This is a genomic window from Enterococcus sp. AZ196, assembly GCF_050498845.1.
GTDB lineage: Bacteria > Bacillota > Bacilli > Lactobacillales > Enterococcaceae > Enterococcus_A > Enterococcus_A murrayae.
This window is the reverse complement of the sequence record NZ_JBIPAM010000002.1, coordinates 279,365-299,658: the sequence shown is the minus strand read 5'-3', so window position 1 is coordinate 299,658 and position 20,294 is coordinate 279,365. Positions and strand designations below refer to the sequence as shown.

19 protein-coding genes are annotated in these 20,294 nt (G+C 41.1%); 14 read left to right on the top strand and 5 right to left on the bottom strand.

Annotated features, from left to right (window positions below; genetic code table 11):
* Positions 1 to 181: 181 nt before the first annotated feature.
* The 4 genes from IGI67_RS19190 to IGI67_RS19175 all read right to left on the bottom strand — a co-directional run bounded on the left by IGI67_RS19190 (position 182) and on the right by IGI67_RS19175 (position 1,829).
* Positions 182 to 772: a DUF2922 domain-containing protein gene (locus tag IGI67_RS19190; protein WP_429958892.1), complete on the bottom strand. Its 591-nt coding sequence runs from the start codon at positions 770 to 772 to the stop codon at positions 182 to 184.
* 24 nt (positions 773 to 796) lie between these two features.
* Positions 797 to 1,189: a hypothetical protein gene (locus IGI67_RS19185; RefSeq protein ID WP_429958891.1), complete on the bottom strand. Its 393-nt coding sequence runs from the start codon at positions 1,187 to 1,189 to the stop codon at positions 797 to 799.
* 123 nt (positions 1,190 to 1,312) lie between these two features.
* Positions 1,313 to 1,522, bottom strand: a complete 210-nt coding sequence (locus IGI67_RS19180; protein WP_429958890.1) for a DUF2922 domain-containing protein — start codon at positions 1,520 to 1,522, stop codon at positions 1,313 to 1,315.
* Positions 1,523 to 1,622: 100 nt separating this feature from the next.
* Positions 1,623 to 1,829 carry a hypothetical protein gene (locus IGI67_RS19175; protein WP_207109525.1) on the bottom strand — a complete coding sequence of 69 codons (207 nt, stop codon included), beginning with the start codon at positions 1,827 to 1,829 and terminating at the stop codon, positions 1,623 to 1,625.
* Between the two features lie 404 nt (positions 1,830 to 2,233).
* Here IGI67_RS19175 and IGI67_RS19170 point away from each other — a divergent pair, with 404 nt between their 5' ends.
* The 4 genes from IGI67_RS19170 to IGI67_RS19155 all read left to right on the top strand — a co-directional run bounded on the left by IGI67_RS19170 (position 2,234) and on the right by IGI67_RS19155 (position 8,795).
* Positions 2,234 to 2,953 carry a MurR/RpiR family transcriptional regulator gene (locus tag IGI67_RS19170; RefSeq protein WP_207109478.1) on the top strand — a complete coding sequence of 240 codons (720 nt, stop codon included), beginning with the start codon at positions 2,234 to 2,236 and terminating at the stop codon, positions 2,951 to 2,953.
* Positions 2,954 to 3,078: 125 nt separating this feature from the next.
* Positions 3,079 to 4,992 (top strand): PTS 2-O-a-mannosyl-D-glycerate transporter subunit IIABC, encoded by a 1,914-nt coding sequence (gene mngA, locus IGI67_RS19165; protein ID WP_429958889.1) that lies wholly within the window; start codon positions 3,079 to 3,081, stop codon positions 4,990 to 4,992.
* 19 nt (positions 4,993 to 5,011) lie between these two features.
* Positions 5,012 to 7,603 (top strand): mannosylglycerate hydrolase, encoded by a 2,592-nt coding sequence (mngB, locus tag IGI67_RS19160; protein WP_429958888.1) that lies wholly within the window; start codon positions 5,012 to 5,014, stop codon positions 7,601 to 7,603.
* 58 nt (positions 7,604 to 7,661) lie between these two features.
* Positions 7,662 to 8,795: a glycerate kinase gene (locus tag IGI67_RS19155; RefSeq protein ID WP_429958887.1), complete on the top strand. Its 1,134-nt coding sequence runs from the start codon at positions 7,662 to 7,664 to the stop codon at positions 8,793 to 8,795.
* Between the two features lie 244 nt (positions 8,796 to 9,039).
* Here the strand turns inward: IGI67_RS19155 and IGI67_RS19150 are convergent, their stop codons facing one another.
* The gene (locus IGI67_RS19150) at positions 9,040 to 9,732 is read right to left on the bottom strand and encodes a hypothetical protein (RefSeq protein ID WP_429958886.1); all 693 of its coding nucleotides are present in this window, start codon (positions 9,730 to 9,732) and stop codon (positions 9,040 to 9,042) included.
* A 667-nt stretch (positions 9,733 to 10,399) separates the two neighbouring features.
* Between IGI67_RS19150 and IGI67_RS19145 the strand changes: the two genes are divergently transcribed.
* From IGI67_RS19145 to IGI67_RS19100, 10 genes are all read left to right on the top strand, one after another.
* Complete coding sequence (locus IGI67_RS19145; protein WP_429958885.1) at positions 10,400 to 11,521, top strand: tyrosine-type recombinase/integrase; 1,122 nt, start codon at positions 10,400 to 10,402, stop codon at positions 11,519 to 11,521.
* A 440-nt stretch (positions 11,522 to 11,961) separates the two neighbouring features.
* Entirely contained in the window at positions 11,962 to 12,633 is a 672-nt protein-coding gene (locus IGI67_RS19140; protein ID WP_429958884.1) for a WxL domain-containing protein, read from the top strand.
* A 106-nt stretch (positions 12,634 to 12,739) separates the two neighbouring features.
* Entirely contained in the window at positions 12,740 to 13,378 is a 639-nt protein-coding gene (locus IGI67_RS19135) for a DUF916 domain-containing protein (RefSeq protein ID WP_429958883.1), read from the top strand.
* A complete protein-coding gene (locus IGI67_RS19130) occupies positions 13,350 to 13,799 on the top strand; it encodes a DUF3324 domain-containing protein (RefSeq protein WP_429958882.1) in 450 nt (149 codons plus the stop codon). The genes IGI67_RS19135 and IGI67_RS19130 overlap by 29 nt, the downstream gene beginning before the upstream one ends.
* 5 nt (positions 13,800 to 13,804) lie before the next feature.
* Positions 13,805 to 14,155: an LPXTG cell wall anchor domain-containing protein gene (locus IGI67_RS19125; RefSeq protein WP_429958881.1), complete on the top strand. Its 351-nt coding sequence runs from the start codon at positions 13,805 to 13,807 to the stop codon at positions 14,153 to 14,155.
* Positions 14,142 to 17,387, top strand: a complete 3,246-nt coding sequence (locus IGI67_RS19120; protein WP_429958880.1) for a hypothetical protein — start codon at positions 14,142 to 14,144, stop codon at positions 17,385 to 17,387. The genes IGI67_RS19125 and IGI67_RS19120 overlap by 14 nt, the downstream gene beginning before the upstream one ends.
* 19 nt (positions 17,388 to 17,406) lie before the next feature.
* Positions 17,407 to 17,637 carry a hypothetical protein gene (locus IGI67_RS19115; protein WP_207108452.1) on the top strand — a complete coding sequence of 77 codons (231 nt, stop codon included), beginning with the start codon at positions 17,407 to 17,409 and terminating at the stop codon, positions 17,635 to 17,637.
* A 55-nt stretch (positions 17,638 to 17,692) separates the two neighbouring features.
* A complete protein-coding gene (locus tag IGI67_RS19110; RefSeq protein ID WP_429958879.1) occupies positions 17,693 to 18,430 on the top strand; it encodes a winged helix-turn-helix domain-containing protein in 738 nt (245 codons plus the stop codon).
* 171 nt (positions 18,431 to 18,601) lie between these two features.
* Positions 18,602 to 19,252 (top strand): type A chloramphenicol O-acetyltransferase, encoded by a 651-nt coding sequence (catA, locus tag IGI67_RS19105; RefSeq protein ID WP_207108450.1) that lies wholly within the window; start codon positions 18,602 to 18,604, stop codon positions 19,250 to 19,252.
* A gap of 182 nt (positions 19,253 to 19,434) precedes the next feature.
* Positions 19,435 to 20,205, top strand: a complete 771-nt coding sequence (locus tag IGI67_RS19100) for an aminoglycoside adenylyltransferase domain-containing protein (protein WP_429958878.1) — start codon at positions 19,435 to 19,437, stop codon at positions 20,203 to 20,205.
* The last annotated feature ends 89 nt before the right edge of the window (positions 20,206 to 20,294 follow it).

Genomic DNA, 20,294 nt, shown 5'->3' with positions numbered 1-20,294 from the left:
ATCGATCAGAAATAGGACTTACCTTCCAGCAACGAACCAATGAATGAAGAATTTTATGACTGTCTATTGCTGAGCAATAGACAGTTATTTTGTGCAGGCTTAAAAGACGGTACACTGAATCAGCTCCGTAAAAGTACTAACTAAATCATGAACCCCATGTACAGCTCTATCAACCACTTATTCAGGGAAATCCGCCCAACAACAGTTCCTTCATTTTACTAATCAGCCGCTTTTTCCTTTTCGGTTTTTCGGAAATTGGCGACACTTCTGGAGCTGCTGCAGGTGATGTCTCGATTGGCTGGCGCATAGTGGGCGCATTTGAGTCAAGACCATCAATGTTTTTAAGAACAACGGGATCAGGAGTCGCTTCGGCGGCTTCTTTTTCTACGGTAAAATGGATGTCTGATAAGTTCTCCAAGGCTGCAGGGCATACTAAATCAACGAATTTTTCGTAATTCGGTTTTGGGCAGGTGACAGGTGCAGGGACTTTGATTGGCTTAGACAGAGTCGTCGGTTCTACCGCTTCGACGGGGTTGTCCTTATCAAATTGAATGTATTTAATGGTCTCTACGTATTTACAGGTATCGACCTCCGCGAATGGTTTAACGCCGTTTTCTTCTTCAAAAATATCCAATGTCGTCAGCAGCTCCAAAGCTTCGCGGACTTCGGCGGCGGATTTATCGACGGCAGGGTCTTTGATGGTCAGATGTTGCTTTTTGCCATTGCTTTTTTTAAAGGTGGAAACCAGTTTTTTAGTTGTAATAATTTTCATGGTGCGGGCTCCTTTCATTATTGATTACTCGAATTGGGCTTCTTGGCTGCCAAACAGCGGACTGACGGATAAGCGATTGCGTACGGCGGTGATCGCTTTTTCGGCGTATTGACGGACAGGGAAGACCCGCAGATTTAGGTATTTCCATTCCTTTGATAAGAAGTAGTGCTTGAAGTGGAAAAAGAATTTTTTCATGATCTTGGTCACTTTTCGCTGTGAAAACAGGTGCTGTACGACTTCCTTTAAGATCAGGTGAAACTCGCTGTCGCCTAAGCGATCGCGGACCTGCAGTGCCATGAGATATTGGACGGTGCTGTCGGTATCTCCAGAAAGCTTGTAATAGGATTTGATGCGTTTTTCAAGGGTGTTCTTTTTCAGGCTGAATAGCTGTTTAGCTGTAAATGGTCGTTCGTTCATGGGTGTTTCCTCCTTAATTTTTTTATAAATCAAAGCTGTTCCAGAGGATTGCGCATCTCCTCTGAAGGCTAAATCTATGTACTGCCTGAGACGGCAGATGACTACCGCCTCAGAATTCAATGATTAGAAAAGGATCGTTTCTTTGGTTTCTACAAACATGGCACTCTCCACTGTGTCGTAGAGAGTATTTCCATCTTTGCTGAAGAGATCTAAGGGGCCGATTTGCATCAAGAGCCCTTTGAGCTGAGCAGGTGTATAGCTCCTATTTGGGTCGGCAAGCGTCAAGGTTTGGCTGCTTCCCCCACTAGATGTAAAATTTGCGACTAGCTTCACTATCTGTCCTCCTCCTTTTTTTTGAAGGGACGATCCAACGATGCAGGTGAGAGAGACTAAGAGTGTTGATTTTCCCCACTCGTTGGACAGTCCTCATGAATTATTTCGTAACACGTGATTGACTAGTTAATACGACACCATCCAAAGTGCTGCCTTCTGAGGATAAGGCGGTCACGATCTCGCCTAAGGTCAGCACAGCACTTTCGGCGGGCGCATCGACGACATGCTGGAAATGAATGTTCTGTAATTTCTCGTCATTCGCCGTATGGATCTGAACCTTTAATTTTGTCCCGATTTTTTGAATCATCATTTGCCTCCACTTTCATTATTATACCGGCCGGTGACTTAACGATAAGCCAGAAACCAAAACTCGGTCAAACCCCTGAAATTTGCATTTGACCGCCAAATTTGCGGCTTTTTACAGGATTATTTTTGACGAAATCCTGCTAGAATAGGCTTTTGAAAAGTGAAGCAGAAGAAACGACTGCAAATTTCAGATGGAAATGTAATATTCGTATGGTGAGAGTGAGAAGGTATGTAAAGGGAAAGGACAAGCAATGATCGCTTTGTATTTTTCATCAAATCGTTGCTTTTTTTTAGTTTTATTATGAGCAAACGTTATGTGTTACACTTAAAATATCAATTTTACAGTCGCGTTAAAGACCTAGTTAGGGCTTGTGCAATAGGAAAAAATCGAGGATGGGGTAAGCTATGGAGTTTCAGCAACGAGTAATTAATCAAGAATATCGTTTTACAGATTTGGAGGATGAGATCGTTCGGTATATTGGTGAGCATAAATCGGTGGTTTCTAAAATGAAAATTGTTGATTTGGCTTCAAAATTTTTCACAGCGCCAAATACGATCACCCGATTGTGCCACAAACTAGGGTATTCGGGATATTCAGAACTAAAAAATGAGCTAAAGCATGAAATCAACGAACCAATTGAAATTGTTCACCAGCAAAAAGAGCTGCTGTTAAGAAATTTTGAATTGATTGATTCAGAACGTGAGAGACAGGTTGCTCAGCTATTCAGCAGCGCAAGCCGCATTAATTTCTTTGCGATCGGCCAGACAGCTTATGCCACAAAAATCGTTGTCGACAATTTTTATGCGATAGAAGATAAGGCCTTTTTTTATACCTACGCAAATGAGCTGCGGCATAAAATTGAGCACTCGACGAATGAAATCTTCTTCTTTATCAGTCTGTCAGGTGAAAAAGATCAAATATTAGAATTAGCCAAGCTTGCCAAGGAGCATGGACATCCAATCGTTTCCTTAACGGGATTAAGCGCGAATTCTCTTGCGAAATTGGCTGATATTAGTTTGTTTTGCTATTCTCCTGAAGTATTTAGAAATCATTACAACATTACGGATAAGACGCCGATACTAGTTATTATGAACAGTCTCATGGAGGCGTATGCCGAAATTTAGAACTAATCCGTGTAATATTACACAAAGACCTCTATCAAAGTTATGAAAGGGGTTTATTTTTATTAGAAATACGAACCAGGTTTTGGGAATATGCTAGATTTCTAATAAGAAAAGGAGGAATTCAAATGAACTTAGCAAACGCCACATCACAAGCACTTATTTTTTTAGATCAAAACTTTGAGACGCGTGAAGAAGTTTTTGAATTTATGACACAAAAGCTGTATGAACAGGGAAAGGTCTCTGATCCCAAGTCGTTTTTAGCGGCTATTTATGATCGGGAAAAAATCTCAGTTACCGGATTTGAAAATGGATTGGCTATTCCCCACGGAAAATCTTCTGCTGTACTAGAAGCCTCTTTTGCGGTTGTCAGATTGAGAAAACCGTTGAAGGATTATCCGAGCTTAGACCCAAATAACCAAGTGTCGTTGATCTTCATGTTAGCAATTCCCGAATCTGAAGCTGGGAGTACTCATCTGGACATTCTGGCGAAATTGGCTGGTCGATTATCAGATAGTGCATACTTGGAGCGTTTTAAGAACGCCGGGGAAAGAGCGGAAATAATCGCGCTATTAGATGAAAAAGAAGAGCAAAGTCCGTCAATTGAAGCAGAAAAAGGATTGATTCTTGGAATCACCGCATGCGCTGCGGGAATTGCTCATACCTATATGGCAGCGGAGTCGATCACTAAAACAGCAAACCAGCTGGGCTATAAAGCACGAATCGAAAAGCAGGGCGCAAAAGGAATTGAAGACCGAATCACACCCAAAGAGGTGAATGAAGCAGTCGGGATAATTCTGGCTCACGATGTCTCTCTAAAGGGGATGGAACGGTTTGCCAATATTCCTAAAATCGACACGACTGTCGCAGAACCAATCAAGCATCCTGAAGAAATCATCAATCGCCTGCTGAAAAAGGCGGAGAATTTTGTGCCTAGCTCGGAGCCGGGGGAAGATTTCACAGAGGTAGACGAATCTGCGAAATCAATCAAGCAGCAGATCAAGGACTCCATCCTTACAGGTATTTCATATATTATCCCGATCATTATTGCCGGCGGGATGATCTCAACGGTTGCGGTATTGATTACTCAACTATTCGGCCTGCAGGATTTAGCAGCAGTAGAAGGCAGTTGGTTGTTTCTATTAAAAGGTCTAGGTGGTGGGCTACTAGGAAGTTTGATGATTCCGGTATTGTCCGGCTATATGGCCTACTCAATCGCGGATAAGCCCGGTCTTACGCCTGGGTTTGCTGGCGGCTTGGCTGCTATGACAATCAACAGCGGATTCCTCGGAGGAATGTTGGCCGGCCTATTCGCGGGTTTCTTGATGAATTGGATGAAGAAGAATATCAATGCCAACGGTGTTTTCTCCGGATTTGTAACATTCTGGATCTATCCTGTAGTCGGTTCACTAGTTGTAGGAGTAGTGATGCTGTTTCTAATCGGAAAGCCAGTCGCGGCGCTAAATGATGGTCTGATCGGCTGGTTGGATACCTTGCAAGGAAGCAACGCGTTGCTATTAGGTGCAGTGCTAGGGGCGATGGTGTCGTTCGATTTAGGCGGACCAGTCAACAAAGCAGCTTACGCGTTTTGTATAGCGGCTATGTCTAATGGAAACTTCATTCCTTATTGTACCTTTGCATCAGTAAAAATGGTTTCTGCGTTTTCACTTTCAGCAGCGTGTTTGCTGAAGAAAAACCTGTTTACCGAACAAGAGAGAGAAATTGGAAACCAAACATGGCTGCTAGGATTAGCTGGTATTACGGAAGGAGCGATTCCTTTTGCTATGGGCGATCCGATTCGAGTGATCGGTTCATTCATTGGCGGCTCAATCGTCACTGGGGCTATCGTTGCCTATACCGGACTTGGATTAAATGTTCCTGGAGCAGGTATCTTCTCCATGTTCCTATTGGAAGGAAGCTACAGTGGTGTGACAGGCGCACTCATTTGGTTTGGGGCTGCGATTATCGGAGCGGCTATCTCAACAATTTTATTGATTGCAACAAGACAACAAAAATTACGCAAAGCAACGGTAAGCGAGTAGGAAGAGGCTGACAGATTTTATGAAAAACGTACACATCGTACCTCATATGCATTGGGATCGTGAGTGGTATTTTACAACAGAAGAATCAAGGATTTTATTAGTAAATAACATGTCCGAGATTTTAGATATGCTAGAGAACAATCCTGACTATCCTTATTATGTTTTAGATGGACAGACGGCACTACTAGAAGATTACTTCGCGGTTTGTCCAGAGAAGGAAGAGCGGGTCAAAAGACTTATTCAAGAAGGTCGATTGATCGTGGGACCTTGGTATTCACAAACCGATGAGCTGGTTGTGGGAGGCGAATCGATCGTCAGAAATCTGCTGTACGGCTTGAAAGATAGCAAGAAACTGGGAAATCCTATGATGATCGGTTATTTGCCGGATTCCTTTGGACAAAGTGCCCAAATGCCGCAAATCTTAAATGGATTTGATATTGAACGAGTGATTTTTTGGCGAGGAGTTTCGGAACGACATGGAACAGATCGAACGGAATTTTATTGGGAAGGAAGCGCCGGATCAAAAGTTCTCACTCAATTATTTCCCCTTGGTTATGCTATTGGGAAATACCTTCCTACAGAAAAAGAACCATTAAAAGAACGAATGGATAAGTACTTTGGTGTTTTAGACCGCGGAGCCACTACGGATGAAGAAATTATTCCTAACGGGCACGATCAAATGCCTATCCAGAAAAATATCTTTCAAGTAATCGAAAGTTTAGAGGAGCTGTATCCTGAACGCAAATTTTTCTTGAGCCGGTATGAGAACGTCTTTGATATTTTAGAGAAAAAGCTGGATTTACCGCGGATCAAGGGTGAATTTATCGACGGCAAGTATAGCCGTGTTCATCGCAGTATTTTTTCTACAAGAATGGATATTAAAGCAGCGAATGCGAGAATCGAAAATAAGCTCACGAATATTTTAGAACCACTGGCATCGATCGCCTACTCGCTTGGTCATGAATACCATCATGGTTTAATCGAAGGTATCTGGAAGGAAATCATGAAGAATCATGCTCATGATAGTATCGGCTGCTGCTGCTCGGATAAAGCGCATTTTGAAATAATGGCTAGATTTGTAAACGCAGAGGAACGAACAGATCGGTTGATTGAATTTTATCAACGCAAACTATCAGAGGGAACGCCTGATAAAGAAGGTACGGAGAAGCTAGTAGTATTTAATCTAGTGCCTTATGAGAGAAAAGAGACACTAACGACAACGATCATTACAAAAAAAGCGTCCTTCCATTTGCTTGATTCTGATGGGAAATCAGTGGATTTTGATATTCTCAATGAAGAAATCATAGATCCCGGCTTGATTGACCGTCAAATAGTACACTATGGGAACTATGAGCCCTTTGTGAAGTTTACGATTTCCTTCGAGAAGGAATTGCCAGCAATGGGGTATGAGACCCTGTATATTGAGCAAAGTGCTGAGTCAGCTTCGATGAAAAAAGCAGTATCCAGCGCTTGTATCGAAAATGATCGATTCAAGCTGTGGGGCAATCCAAATGGCACGATCACGTTATTGGATAAAGCCTCCAATGAAGAATTTTCTGAGATGCTCTATTTAGAGGATGTGGCAGATGATGGAGATGAGTATGATTTTTCACCATTAGAAAATGATCGGCCAATTTTGTCAAAAGATGAAGTGAAGGCAACGGTTGAACATAGTCAAAACAGCTACGCAGGAACAGTAAACATAGCTTATGAATGGTGTTTGCCAAAGCATTTGGAAGAACGAAAACAAGGAAAGAACACTGGAAAAGTAAGCGTCAATCTAGAGATAGAGCTGCCAAAAGCTAGCGATAGTATTCGCCTTACTTTACGAGTAGATAACCAATGTAAGGATCATCGAACCCGGATTATTTTTCCGACAGGGATAGAATCTCAATTTTCCTTTGCCGATAATCAATTTGGAACCATTCGTCGGGGTGTCCATGACCAAGCGATGGAGGTTTGGGAGAAAGAAGACTGGGATGAGCGACCAGATATGATCTTCCCATTTCTAACGAATGTCTCACTCTCAAATAAACAACGAACAGCCGCTATTTTAACGAACAGCTCCAGAGAATATGAGATCATTGGAGAAAAAAATGATTGTATCGCTATTACATTGTTTAGAAGTATTGGTGTCTTAGGGAAAGAGAACTTGGTCCGTCGACCAGGCAGACCTTCCGGCATCAAGCTTCCAACACCAGACTCGCAAATGTTGAGAGAGATCCAACTAGAATTTGGGTTAGTCATTTCCAATGGCCCGATAGCTCAAGCCAATCCTGCTAAACATGCGAAGGAATATCTGACGCCCTTCGTAGCGTATAATCAAATGGGCTATAACGCAATGAAGCTGAACAAAGCAGAGGTGGTTTCGCCTAACCGTTACTCTTTATTCACACAGAAAAATGAGCATCTCATTTTAAGCACAGTAAAAAAAGCGGAAAATAGTGAAAAGATATTAGGCCGATTCTTTAATCCGCTTGAAGGTAATGAAGTGTTACAATTAGAAGGTGCAAAGTCCAGCAGTTTCTATGATTTGAAGGAAGAGCCAATACACAGCGATAAAAATGAATTGTCAGCAAATGAAGTCATAACTATTGATTTAGAACAATAAAAAGGGAATCTGGGCGATGATTCAGTTGCCCAGATTCTTTATAGATAAAGGTGAAAAAATGAAAATTATTTCAGCTATCGACTCAATGAAGGGTTCGTTAACCAGTAAGGAAGCGAATCAGATTATAAAAAATACCTTTGAAGATGAGAAAATTTCCGTAGAACCGATCGCGATCGCAGACGGCGGGGAAGGTACGGTTGAAGCCTTCGTCTCTAGTAGAAATGGGCAGATCAAAAGTGCGCTGTGCCATGACCTTAAAGGAGCAGAAATAGACGCTCAATACGGCTGGCTAGCAGATGAAAAGACTGCGATCATCGAATCTGCGCAAACGTGCGGTATCCAGTTCTTGGACGGAACGATCTCCTCACATCCAAGAAAGACCAGCTCTTTTGGACTAGGCGAACAACTAATGACGGCTTGTAAACAAGGCGCCAGACGTGTGATAGTCGGCTTAGGGGGCACGGGTACAATCGATTGTGGAATAGGCATGTTAGCAGGTTTGGGTGTGGAATTTTTTGACAACGAAGAGCAACCTGTATCTCCAATCCCAGAAAATTTTCAACAAATAGCTAGGATTTCAACGGATCACCTGCCAAACGAACTGAATGAATTGGAAATCATTATCGCCTCAGATGTTCAAAGCATAATCACTGGTGAAACAGGTGCAGTGTATATGTTTGGTGAGCAAAAGGGGTTACGTGCAGATGAATTAGTAGAATTCGAGAGAGACATCCATAAGCTCAGTCAATTATTGTTAGCCAGCTCAGAATCACAACCCGGAGATGGCGCCGCTGGCGGAATCGCCCTAGCCTTAAGAACGATATTCAACGCGCAAATCGTTTCTGGGATAGATTTGCTTATTCAATACACTGATCTGGAGCAAAGAATAAAGCAATCCGATCTAGTAATCACCGGAGAAGGACGAATGGACGCCCAAAGCTTACAAGGAAAAGTCCCTGTCGGCATAGCAAAATTAGCCAAGCAGCATGGTGTTCCCGTTATTGCGTTTGTTGGTGAAGTCAGCGGAGAGCCGCTTGAGTTTGAAAAAGTAGGGCTTTCGGTAATCCTCCCGATCGTTGCTCAACTATCCACTTTAAAAGAAGCGTTGGCAAACGCCAAGCAGAATCTTGAACTAGCGTCAATGAGAGCGAAACAACTGCTCTTTCTCTTGCAGAAAAACAAGGAAGAATAGTATAGTTCTTGTCTGTTGAGGACAGGTCAATTGAACTTGGACCGGTGAAGACTCCCGATCCAAGTTTTTTCAGTTAAATGAAGCATAAAGTTGTAACTGCTTAAACAGGAATACATGCGAAGTAGTTGCTGCATCTAGCGATAAGAAAAGCCCTGCTTATGACCGAGCAGGGCTTTCGTGTGACTAGCATGTGAAATAAGCAATTCTTTATGACTGTTGCTTTTAAAGCGCTAACATTCTTCTGCTACATAAGATTCTCTTGAGACCTCAATAATGCTTCGTGGAAATAGCGTTGTTGAAACATACCGCGCTCCGAAGCCCAATGCTGAAGCAGGGAACGATTACGCAAATTTTGGGCGAAAGGGGTATTCGGCAGTTGAATATAATCCAGCGGGTCGCCGTTATAATTTGAGGTGAGCGAGTAATCACGACGCAAGTAGCAAAGCGCATAGACAGCTTTCTCCGCTTGACTGACCAAGCTGCGCATCTGAGAAGGAATCTCTATGACTAAGCCGTTAGTCATTTCCGCGAAACAAACCCCACGAATCGTACTCAATTTGTAAATATCCAATGGATTCAGCCATGTACAAGATTCCGGCTGCTCCAGCGGCAATAAAACATAGTGCCAGTTCAGAAAAGGGACTTTATAAGAAGAAAAACCATCGATCGCCGCAAAACAACGACGCGTCAATGAGTAATCGAAAAAACGATGCGTCCGAAAGAAATTTTCCAGTGTTTTTAGAGGACTATGGGGGGAATAAGACCGTTGCTCGTCCCGATAGATCACCGTTCCCAGCTCGCAAGGCGCTGCTAATAAGATAGTAAGCTTTTTAAGATCATAACGATTAAAATTAGGCGCATCCTCCAATAAAATTAACCACTCCTCAGACATTTTTTTGTTATACAACAATCTCCCATTTACCGCTTCATTTGACATGTGCAACACTCCTTTAACTTGATACTTTCAGTATACATAAAACAAAAACCCATATTCTTTATAAAAATTAATAAAAAAACATTAAAAAATTGGGTTATTACTGAATTAACCATGAGAAAAAAGAAGAAATGTAGATTTCACGCCGTTTTATTAGTGCTGTTTAAAGTGTTCGCATCAGCTCTATAGGTATAGGCCGTTGTTATTGATAGAGAAATATGGTTTTATTTTTAGCAGAGCAAAAAATACAAAATCCGATGGATTACGAGGGTGTAAATCGACGGATATCTGTTGTTTAAATCAAAAAACACCAGAGGAATCAACATCCTTTGGTGTTTGAAAATCATGAAAATGAATATCCATACATATATGAAAAATATAAGGTGTTTTCTGAGAAATAAGAAATATTCATTTCTCCTGTTTTATTTAAAAATAAGAAATCTGATATATAACCAGAAAAAACACTTGATATTTTGTTATCACCATCATTACATTACAAATTATAAGATATTATAAAGGGAATTGCAATATTAATTTAAATATTAAAATTCGTTTTTAATTTTTGGTATTAGAAAATAGTAGAAACTATCTTGAAAGTATACAGAAAAAGTGAATTATTAATAAGTCGTCAAGAATACTCGTCAACGAGGATAGAGAGAGTGGTTATTTTATGAATGAGCAAGTACGCAAAGGCGAGAACATTTACTATAGAAAGGACGGTCGTTGGGAAGGACGCTACGCGATTGGACGAAAGAGTGACGGCCGATTGAGATACGGCTATGTCTACGCCAGAAGTTATCAAATCGTAAGAGAGAAGCTGTATCCGTTAAAACAGCGAGCGGAGAGAATGCTCCAATTATACGGAAAAAGTCTAATGAGCTACGATGAATGGATCGTTAGCTGGAAGAAAAGCATTCAAACAACGGTCAAAGCTTCGACATTTTCAGACTATTGCTACAAGCTGCGTCATTACATCTTACCGTATGTCGGAGAAAGCCCGTTGTATCAACTAACTTCGGAAAAAATACAAGAATTAGTAAATCAGCTATGTGATGCAAGTTTATCTCCAAATAGCATCCAGATCATCATTTGCTTAATGAAAAAAACATTGAATGATGCTAAAAAACTCGGATTAATAGCGGAGAATCCTTGTGATACCGTTCAATTACCAAAAAGAGCAGTGAAGAAAATCCATGCGCTAACAGTCGACGAGCAGCAAACCTTGATGGAAGCTGTAGAGACGATTGGAAGCGACAAAGGACAAGCGGTGACGCTTGCTTTAAATACTGGTATGCGAATCGGTGAGATATCCGCATTAACTTGGGACAAGGTTGATTTTAATAGAGGAATGATCTATGTCGATCAAACCTGTCAGCGTTTGACTAACGAGGAAGAACATCAAACAGTTGTGCACTATGATTCAGTCAAAAGCGCATCCTCCAATCGCATCATTCCGATGAACCAAAAGGTAAAACGAGTTCTAAAAAGAATAAAAGAGAAAAGTACTAGCGACTATGTTTTCTCTATAAAAGAAAAAGGCTGTGAACCAAGACTATTAACATACTACTTCCACAAAATCCGAAAAAAGGCGAAGCTGGAAAACATTCATTTCCATCAGCTTCGCCATACCTTCGCGACCAGATGCTTAGATGCCAAAGTCGGAATTACATCCGTCAGTGCCCTATTAGGACACGCATCTACAAAAATGACACTGGACGTCTACTCAGATTCCATGCTGGAAGAACGTATCACTGCTGTCTATGCGATCGAAGGACTCATAAAACAGACCTGAAAATAGTCATTTGATAGAAATAAATTTAAAAAAATCGAAAAAACTAGTCAATAGGGGAGAATTGTTTTGCTTTTTTAAAGTAAGCGCTAACAATGGAATCCAACTTATTTCGCATCCCAATCATTCACTAATCCCAAAATGTTAAGAAAATATTAAGATTAAAAACCGTAAAAACCCATATTTTTGTTATTTTAAATTTCTTAATATTTGAAAACGAGCCGTCAGCCCAAACCGTCAACAAAAAAATAAGCACTGAGAATGCTTCTTTTTAAATACTACTTATTTTTAAATAAAACAGGAAAGAATAACAACTTAGTATTAACAGACTATTAAGCCATTTTACCACGTAATTGTACTATTTTTGAATATTTTTCGGTATCAACGGCAGTCAGCCTTTTGATATAAATCTCAAAAAATAAAAAAGAGGGAGAGATTAAGAGATGAAGAAAAAATTATTAGCGGGCATGTTGGCCAGCGCAACCGTCTTAGGAATGTTTGTGGCAGGAGGAACAGCACTAGCGGCAGAAGTGGATACGGTAGATACTGAGGTTGGGATCGGATTTAGTGATCACATTCCTGGGCCAAGTCCTGGACCGTTAAAAATCCAATGGGCGCCAATTAGTTTGGATTTCAAAAATGACAACCAGGTAAATACAGCGACACATAATTTTCTAGAGAAAAGCGGAAAGAACAGATATGTAGTAATCAGTGATGAGCGTGCCACCGCAACACCAGGGGATAATGTATGGAAATTAACCGTTGCTTTAAGTGATTTGGAAAACGCTACGGCAACCGAACAATTAACAGGAGCTACGCTTAAATTTAATGCAGCTCTTCAAGGATTCCAAGGAACGGACGCACCGGAAGCGCCTGGATCAGTGGTTGCACCTGGTGCGCGCACCGCAAATATCGGGGGTGCTGCAAAATCAATTGCAGCTGGTGCACCAGCAACGCAGATGATGGAAGATGGTGTCACTGGTACAACAGATGCGTTCCAAGGGAAATCCGCTATGGAAATGACAGGAATCAACTTGGAAGTACCGGCCAGTGCTGCTAAAGAAGGGGTGCAATATAAAGGAACCCTGACGTGGTCATTAGACGATACGATCTAAATTATTACTTCATTGGGGGAGGAGGGCATACTTCCTCTCCCTTTTCCATTTCTTATTGAAATGGGACGTGATGAATAGACATGACAAGTTTTCAGGAGGACACACGGTGAGACGAGAAAAACGACAGATAATCATCCCATGCCTATCTTTATTTCTGCTATTTCTGTTTCCAACTATTAGTCATGCGGATGACACTTCGACAGAATCTAAGATGGGGTTTTCGATAGAAAGTGTGATTCCCGAGAATCAGTTGGACAAAACAAAGTCCTACTATTATTTATCGATGCAGCCCGGACAAAAACAAACGATTCAGGTTAAAGTCAAAAGCTTACAAAAAGATCCAGTGACTGTGATGGTCGCAGTTCACGATGCGGTGAGCAGTTCGGTGGGTGCGATTGATTACGCGAAAGAAAATCCTAAGCTAGACAAAAGCTTGAAGAACCCAATCACTAGCTTGGTCAAACCGCAAGACGGTGTGAAGGAAGTCACAGTAAAGGATAAAGAGGAAAAGCTAGTTTCCTTTGATATCACCATGCCGGAAAAAGCGTTTGAAGGAGTAAAGTTGGGGTCTCTGCGCTTTGTTAAAAGAGACAAAATGGCCGAAAAGCAAAAAACAGGATTGGTTCCGAAGTATGCGCGAGTCGTAGCGTTGATGCTGACGGAAGACGATGAAACCTTTAATCATGGGGCAGACTTATCATGGGGCAGACTTAAAGTTGAAAGATGTTGGGCTGCAGCTTTCTAACGGCAGAAAAGTCATTGCGGCGAGAATTCAGAATGATCAACCGAAAGTCTTGCAAGAGATGAAGATTCAAGGTGATATTCGTAAAAAGGGTGAACAAAAGAACTTGGATAAACATAAGATAGATAATTTTTCGGTTGCCCCCAATTCGAATTTTGACTTTGAGATTCCACTAGGCTTAGAGAAGTTTAATCCAGGAACATACATTTTCACAGGGAAGGCAGAGGGAGACGGACGGATCTGGAAATGGGAAGAGGAATTCACGATCGGCAAGGAACAAGCAGATAAGGTTAATGATGAGACTGTTTACAAAGTGGTTGTTCCATCATGGGTGCCATGGGTAGCTGGGTTGCTGATTCTAGCTCTTGTTAGCTTGATTGTTTCGCTTGTGTATCGTCAACGACAATGGCAGGAAAGGAAGTGAGGGGTGTGATACGAAAAAAAGGGTTGTTGTTAATGGTAGTATTCTGCCTATTAAATCCGATCATCGCAAGAGCTGAGGGTCAATCAGGGACAGTCGGAATCGGATTTAGAGAAAGTCAGAAAGTTCCCAAAGAAACACCCGAAGCACCGATCGAGAACGTTCTACCCATGACAACAGGAAGAAATTATTACCAATCAAGAGGAAAGAGCTTACCGCAAACAGGCTCCTACCAGAATCATTGGTTTCAATACATCGGCTTGTTTTGTTTGATCAGCTGGTTTTGGTTATTCCTATTCTTTCGATTCAAAGAAGACGAAGAATCAGAAGAAGGGAGGAGTCTGAATGAGGATGAATAAACAGAAAGCGATTCGGACCGCATTGGTAGGGTATTTATTAGCAAGTACCTTTATTCTGAGCGGTGCGGCATTTGCGAATTCGGAATCAAGCGAAGAAGTCAGTACAGTACCAAGTACAATACAATCGAAAAAAGCGACCTCTTCTGTTGGGCCTGAGATTCCAACAGTCGAATCTTCCAAAGAAGGTGTTCCAGAAGCTCCAACAGCAAAAATTGAAGAACCGAAGCACGATTTGGCTTATGAGGATAATAGGTTGTGGGAAGAAACTAAGGATGATTCGGCTGTTCCAGCGGTGGTTTTTGAGGAAAAGCAACTTAAAAAGGAAGTTCGTTTCCGTGGAACCGTTTCTGCTGGATCGGAGATTCAAGAAAATGAACCAAGTGAAACCGTACTCCAATCATTGATGTTGCAACGAAAGGATCAAAATGGAGAATGGAAGAATCATCATACTTTTTCGATTGATCCGGCAGGGGTTCACCTTTCGCAAAAGCCGTATACTTTTGAATTTAGTGAAACGCTAGAAGATGTTGGCGAACATCATTATCGATTAGTTGCAGATTATGTAATTAATCGATCAGAGGATGAACAGCAACAAAAAGGTTCTTTAGAGCTTGGAGCAGTAACTGTAGTCGAAGAGGAATCCGTACCCACAGTTGAATCATCTACTTCGACAGCGGAGACAGAAGTTTCTACAGATAAAAAGGGATCGTCGTTAGAAGAATCGACCATAAATAGTGACTCAGAGGAAGATAGTCAAAAAGATGAGTCAGCGCCAATGGTTGAGAGCCCAAAGGAAGCAACGAAGGAATTAACAACTTTGATAAATAATCAACGAATTCCAGAAATGCCAAATAATTATATGGATGCGTTTCAGCGTGGACTTGGGATAATGCCGATGGCTTCTGCTATCCTAACACCAGCAGAATCCAATTTTTACAAAGGTCAAACTGCTAGTCATAATGAAATTAATCGACCTATAGTATCCGCGAAGTATACGAGTAAGACCAAGGTTGAATTAACACTTAAATTAGTTTGGAAATATCGTAGTTACGGTGTAAACAACTTACCACTGAGCGTAGCCGAGGCGACCACTGGGATTGATAGTCGTGGATATGGATTCTATTTCAATTTTGGTGGCACTCGCTGGGGGAATGTCGGGAGCAGAACCATTAAAGGTAATGTGACTGCTTCTCATTTATCTAGGCTCTCAGGGACAGAGGCTGAAGGAAAGCTGAAAAGTTTCTCTAATCAGCGAAGTGTAAGAGTTGTTGAAAGCGGCTCTGGCTTTGTAACCCGTGATGCTTGGTCAGATAATACTACAACTATAGTGATATCTGATATACCAGTTAACAATACATTCAGATTTCGTTATGAACTGGATTACAATTATAGTGCAAATGTCTATATTGATTATACATTTGCTGCTCCCAATGTTGTTGATCTAACTAATGTTTCCACTCCAAATTTTGAAGCTACTGATGAGCAGCCAAACTTTGTCCATATGCTTCAAGGGACGTATAGTGGAGATATTTCGGATAGCTTAAATGATGGTAAACTCCAATTATCACTTAACAATGGAGCATCTTGGACTGACCACATTACAAACTTGGAACATTCAAAGAGTAAAGGAGGGACCTACGGTAGCAGTCTCAAAACTTACGTATCTGGATTGACTGCTGGGACTGAGTATTATGCTAGAGTCATATTAAAAGATTGGTTATCCAACGAAGTTCGTTCTGGGAATAGAGTTTTTTATACACCAAATAGTGTAGAACAACCTAGTTCTTGCTCATTGGGCACACCGACTACTCCCGAAAATGCATCAGCAAAAATTACCGCAAGTTATAATGTCGGAGTGAAGCCAGCGCATCCAACGATTGTAGAAACTCAGATGTGGGACCCGTACGTTGGAAAGTGGCTAAATATGTCTACTTCTCCAGTAATAAATACAAGTACAAAAACTTTTTCCTACGAATTAAAGAATTTAAAAACGAATACCCTTTACTCTACAAAGTATCGTGTGAAAAATGCTAGTAATAAATGGTCTCCATGGTCCGTATATTATCCTTTTACGACTAGAAGCGTACCTTTAAAAGTATTGGCTCCGACTTTTAACAAGACGAATACTACAACCACGTCCATTACGATGAATAGTGGGACATATACAGGGCATGTTTCAGATGATTCGTCAGATTTAAATAAAGGATGGATAAAATTCTCTAATACATTAACAGAATCATGGACAGATTGGACGTACAATCTAGGGCATGATACGACCTGTAATGGGAATTATAATGGATTAACTTTTAATGGTTTGCAAACAGGGACAACTTACAAATTTATAGTTAGTTTAAAAAATGCTGGTAGAACATATATTCCTTCTGAAGTAGGAACATTCTACACTTTGAATTCAGTGAATAAGCCTGTTATAGATACTATTCATCCTGCTTCGGATAAATACAGCGCTTCAGCAACCATGTCAGGTATATATGATATTGGCCCTGTAGGAACAGATCCAGCACATCCAGATAAAGTGAAGGTTCAAATAAAGCAAGACGGAGCTCCGAACTGGACGGATGTTACTAGTATTTCAACTCCTAGTTTGGACAATCAATCAATTGATGAATCGAGTACAAAAGGTATCTTCAAAATTAATAAGTTAAAGGCGAGTACCAAATATCATGTACGTTATCAAGTTGAAAATAAAGGTGGCTGGTCTGAATGGTCCGTTTCTGAAGAGTTCACGACGTTAGGTGCGCCACCAGCACTGGAAATCATCGATGCACCACAACTTGATTTTGGCTTGTTGGAAATCAAAAATTACGCGCAGACCGCGAATCTCTCAGCGGCGAGTCAGAAAAACCATTTGATTATCGATAACACCGACACGACAAAAAGGTGGAAATTGACAGCTTCACTAGAACAGCTGAAGAGAAGAGATGATCCAAGTATTGTAATGCCATGGGCAATCTTATCAATGAAGATCAATTTACAGGATTCTTCAGATGATGGGGCAACGTGGGGAAACAACAGTAACGGAGGCGCACCAAGAACAATCAGCTTTAATTCTGGTGATCCTGCACAAGATATGTGGGAAATAGCGAATTCAACAGATGCACAGGGGTTGTTCCGAACCGAGATCGATTGGAATAGTGTCAAGCTCCGTGTTCCCGAAAATCAAGTGGGACATTACAAAGGAAATCTAGTATGGAGTCTCGACGACACACTCTAGTGAAGGGGGAAAGAAAGAGATGACGATTCCAATGTGGCTGGGTGTCTTTGGAGCGATAGCGTTGATCGGTTTGATCAGCTTCTTGCTTTTCTTTATCAAGGACAGCCGATTACGAATAGAGCATGGGAAGAAATCGATGGTATTACTCGTCGACTGCGGCTTATTGTTCGTCATGCTATTGGCGATTGCCGCCGCGATCTTCTTATACCTCGATTGGCAAACACAGTTGAATTACTTTTTAGGAAATTAAAACCTGGGGGAGTGAGTCGAGTGCTCGCTCCCTTAAAGAAGGAGAGGGTCAAGGCATGCGACCAATTTTGATTTTGACCAAGAATCTGGTCATCGAGCAAGAACTGCAGCAACGTCTTCAGCATCTGAACTACGAGGTGTTTTGCTCAGTAGAATTATTTGACCGTTTACGAATCAGCGAGTATGACCAGAAAGAGCAGAAGGAATGGCTGGACCAATTTTTAGCCAACTATCAGGTGGTCATCATCAGCGAAACGATCTCAGATAACGAGATCCAAGTGATCCTACCGAACCTGCGATCAGAGGAACGCATTCTTTTACGCAAACTAGGTGCGCCTCCTTCCGCAAAAGAAGAGGAGCAGATCAGAGCTCTAGGCCTGAATGACTGGATCACCGCCGATCAATCGATCGATGTACTGCGGGAACAGCTATCTGAAAAGCTAGTGACACTCCCAAGAGAAGAACCCAATATCGTTGTTCTCTATTCAGGGCAAGCAAAATCAGGGAATATAGACAACCTGAAAAACAATCTCTCCAATCGCGAGCTGACTGTACTGGACTGCTTGATCCAAGCACAAGGCGAGGTCGTCTCACGCGAGGCTCTGTGTACCCACTTGTGGAATGAGGCGCCGAATAATTCTCACCTGTCTCAGGCATCCGTCCTGATCAAACGCATCAAAATGAAGCTGGAAATCGCCGGCTATGATCCAGAATTGCTCAAGACGATCTGGGGCAGAGGCTACCTATTAGCCAAAAGCAATCTAAGCAACAGCTTTTCCGTTCAAACGAGATGACCGATTCATTGGGCATCTCTTTTTTTTCGCTATCCGTCAATTATTCGAACATTTTTCTTCTCCATCATCTGGTAAAATAATAGGAAGAAAAGAAAGGATTGAGCCCCTTGAAAAAGACAGATGATTTTTCCTCCTAGTAAGGCATGAATAGATTATTAGGAGGAAGCTGAAATGAAATTTATTGTAATCAATTTATCAGAATGGGAAAGAACTGAGGTCTTCAACCATTTTTTGGCTCAAAAAACATCCTTTAGCATGACAAACGAGATGGATATTACGAATCTGTACCACTATTTGAAGGAACAGGATCACTCATTTTATCCAGGCTTTATTTATCTTTTGACAACGATTGCCAATCAGGATAGTCACTACCGGATGAGCTTCGATGAGAAGGGACGGCTAGGGTACTGGGACAAACTAGTCCCCCTCTATACGATTTTTGCCGAAGAGACTCATCAATTTTCAACCTTATCCACCGACTTTTCTGCTGATTTTAATACCTTTAAGCAAAACTATTTAACGGACGTAGCTGCATTTAGCGCTACGGGGAAACTATTTCCGCAGCCCTCTGTGCCTGAAAATGTCCTGAGTATCTCGATGATCCCTTGGGTTTCTTTTACAGGCTTCAATTTGAATGTCACGAATGGCACGCCGTATCTTTTGCCAATCGTTACCGGAGGAAAATTTATTTTTCGCAACGAGCGCGTCTTTCTTCCTGTATCCTTGCAGGTTCATCACGCCGTCTGTGATGGGTTCCATGCGGCTAATTTCCTTAATCAATTTGGGGAGATGTCTGCAGCTCCTTGGAAGTATTTTCAATAAATGACAACAAGTAATAGCTATTTGTACCGAACTCCAGAAGTTAGATTTTTGGTCTAACTTTTGGGGTCGGTACATTAAATCAATGTTACTTTTTTTGAATGTTCACTACTCAATGACTTAGTGACAGGGGATTCTGTGTTTTTCGACGTTGATATTCTATAAATTAGATTGGACGGATAGATATGAATCATTCTATATCAACAGATAAACAAATTGAAAGTATCCTTCAGCTACTCTCTCAGGAGTTATCTGAAGGAATTCTTGGAATATACTTATGTGGTTCTGCTGTGCTAGGAGGTTTGAAACAAAATAGTGATATAGATATCTTAGTCGTCGTTTCTGAAAAGCTTAGTAAGGAAACGAAAAAGAGTTTAATAAAGAAAATAAAGCCATTATCTAGAAAAATTGGAGAGAATAACGCATTAAGATATGTTGAAATCATAATAATTGTTGCAAAACAAATAGCAACGTGGGAGTATCCACCATATCAAGACTTCATTTATGGCGAGTGGCTTCAAGAGGACTATGAAAAAGGATATGTCCCAAGCAACGAACAGAATGCAGATCTAACAATCATACTATATCAGTCAAGGAAACATTATAAGAGGCTCTTAGGAAGCTTTGAGTTAGAAAAAATTATTCCTGAAATACCTATTGAAGATGTTAAAAAAGCCATAATGGATTCGGTTAGCGACCTTTTAACTCATTATGACGGTGATGAAACGAACGTACTTCTAACCCTCTGTAGAATGATATTAACTTTAAAGGAAAATAGAGTTTATCCTAAAGATTTGGCTGGTGCAATACAAGCTCGAACTTCACCATTCAATCACCGCCAACTAATTCTATTGGCGGTGAGCGATTACAAAGGAGAAAAATTAGTAAAATGGGAAAATTACAGTATCAACGAAACGATAAATTATCTTTACCAACAACTAAAAAAAGAGACGTAAAGTGAGCAAAGTAAAATTTTTTACCTAAACTCTTTCTAAATGATTTTGAACTATCCAGGATTTGAAGCCATTTGGCGAAGCTAGAAGCA

Bases quoted from the DNA above. Each gene is read 5' to 3' on its own strand.
- IGI67_RS19115 (WP_207108452.1), top strand. From the start codon at position 17,407: ATGACGATTCCAATGTGGCTGGGTGTCTTTGGAGCGATAGCGTTGATC.
- IGI67_RS19190 (WP_429958892.1), bottom strand. From the start codon at position 772: ATGAAAATTATTACAACTAAAAAACTGGTTTCCACCTTTAAAAAAAGC.
- IGI67_RS19110 (WP_429958879.1), top strand. From the start codon at position 17,693: ATGCGACCAATTTTGATTTTGACCAAGAATCTGGTCATCGAGCAAGAA.
- mngA (WP_429958889.1), top strand. From the start codon at position 3,079: ATGAACTTAGCAAACGCCACATCACAAGCACTTATTTTTTTAGATCAA.
- IGI67_RS19145 (WP_429958885.1), top strand. From the start codon at position 10,400: ATGAATGAGCAAGTACGCAAAGGCGAGAACATTTACTATAGAAAGGAC.
- IGI67_RS19100 (WP_429958878.1), top strand. From the start codon at position 19,435: ATGAATCATTCTATATCAACAGATAAACAAATTGAAAGTATCCTTCAG.
- IGI67_RS19120 (WP_429958880.1), top strand. From the start codon at position 14,142: ATGAGGATGAATAAACAGAAAGCGATTCGGACCGCATTGGTAGGGTAT.
- IGI67_RS19150 (WP_429958886.1), bottom strand. From the start codon at position 9,732: ATGTCAAATGAAGCGGTAAATGGGAGATTGTTGTATAACAAAAAAATG.
- IGI67_RS19185 (WP_429958891.1), bottom strand. From the start codon at position 1,189: ATGAACGAACGACCATTTACAGCTAAACAGCTATTCAGCCTGAAAAAG.
- mngB (WP_429958888.1), top strand. From the start codon at position 5,012: ATGAAAAACGTACACATCGTACCTCATATGCATTGGGATCGTGAGTGG.
- IGI67_RS19155 (WP_429958887.1), top strand. From the start codon at position 7,662: ATGAAAATTATTTCAGCTATCGACTCAATGAAGGGTTCGTTAACCAGT.
- IGI67_RS19140 (WP_429958884.1), top strand. From the start codon at position 11,962: ATGAAGAAAAAATTATTAGCGGGCATGTTGGCCAGCGCAACCGTCTTA.
- IGI67_RS19170 (WP_207109478.1), top strand. From the start codon at position 2,234: ATGGAGTTTCAGCAACGAGTAATTAATCAAGAATATCGTTTTACAGAT.
- IGI67_RS19175 (WP_207109525.1), bottom strand. From the start codon at position 1,829: ATGATTCAAAAAATCGGGACAAAATTAAAGGTTCAGATCCATACGGCG.
- catA (WP_207108450.1), top strand. From the start codon at position 18,602: ATGAAATTTATTGTAATCAATTTATCAGAATGGGAAAGAACTGAGGTC.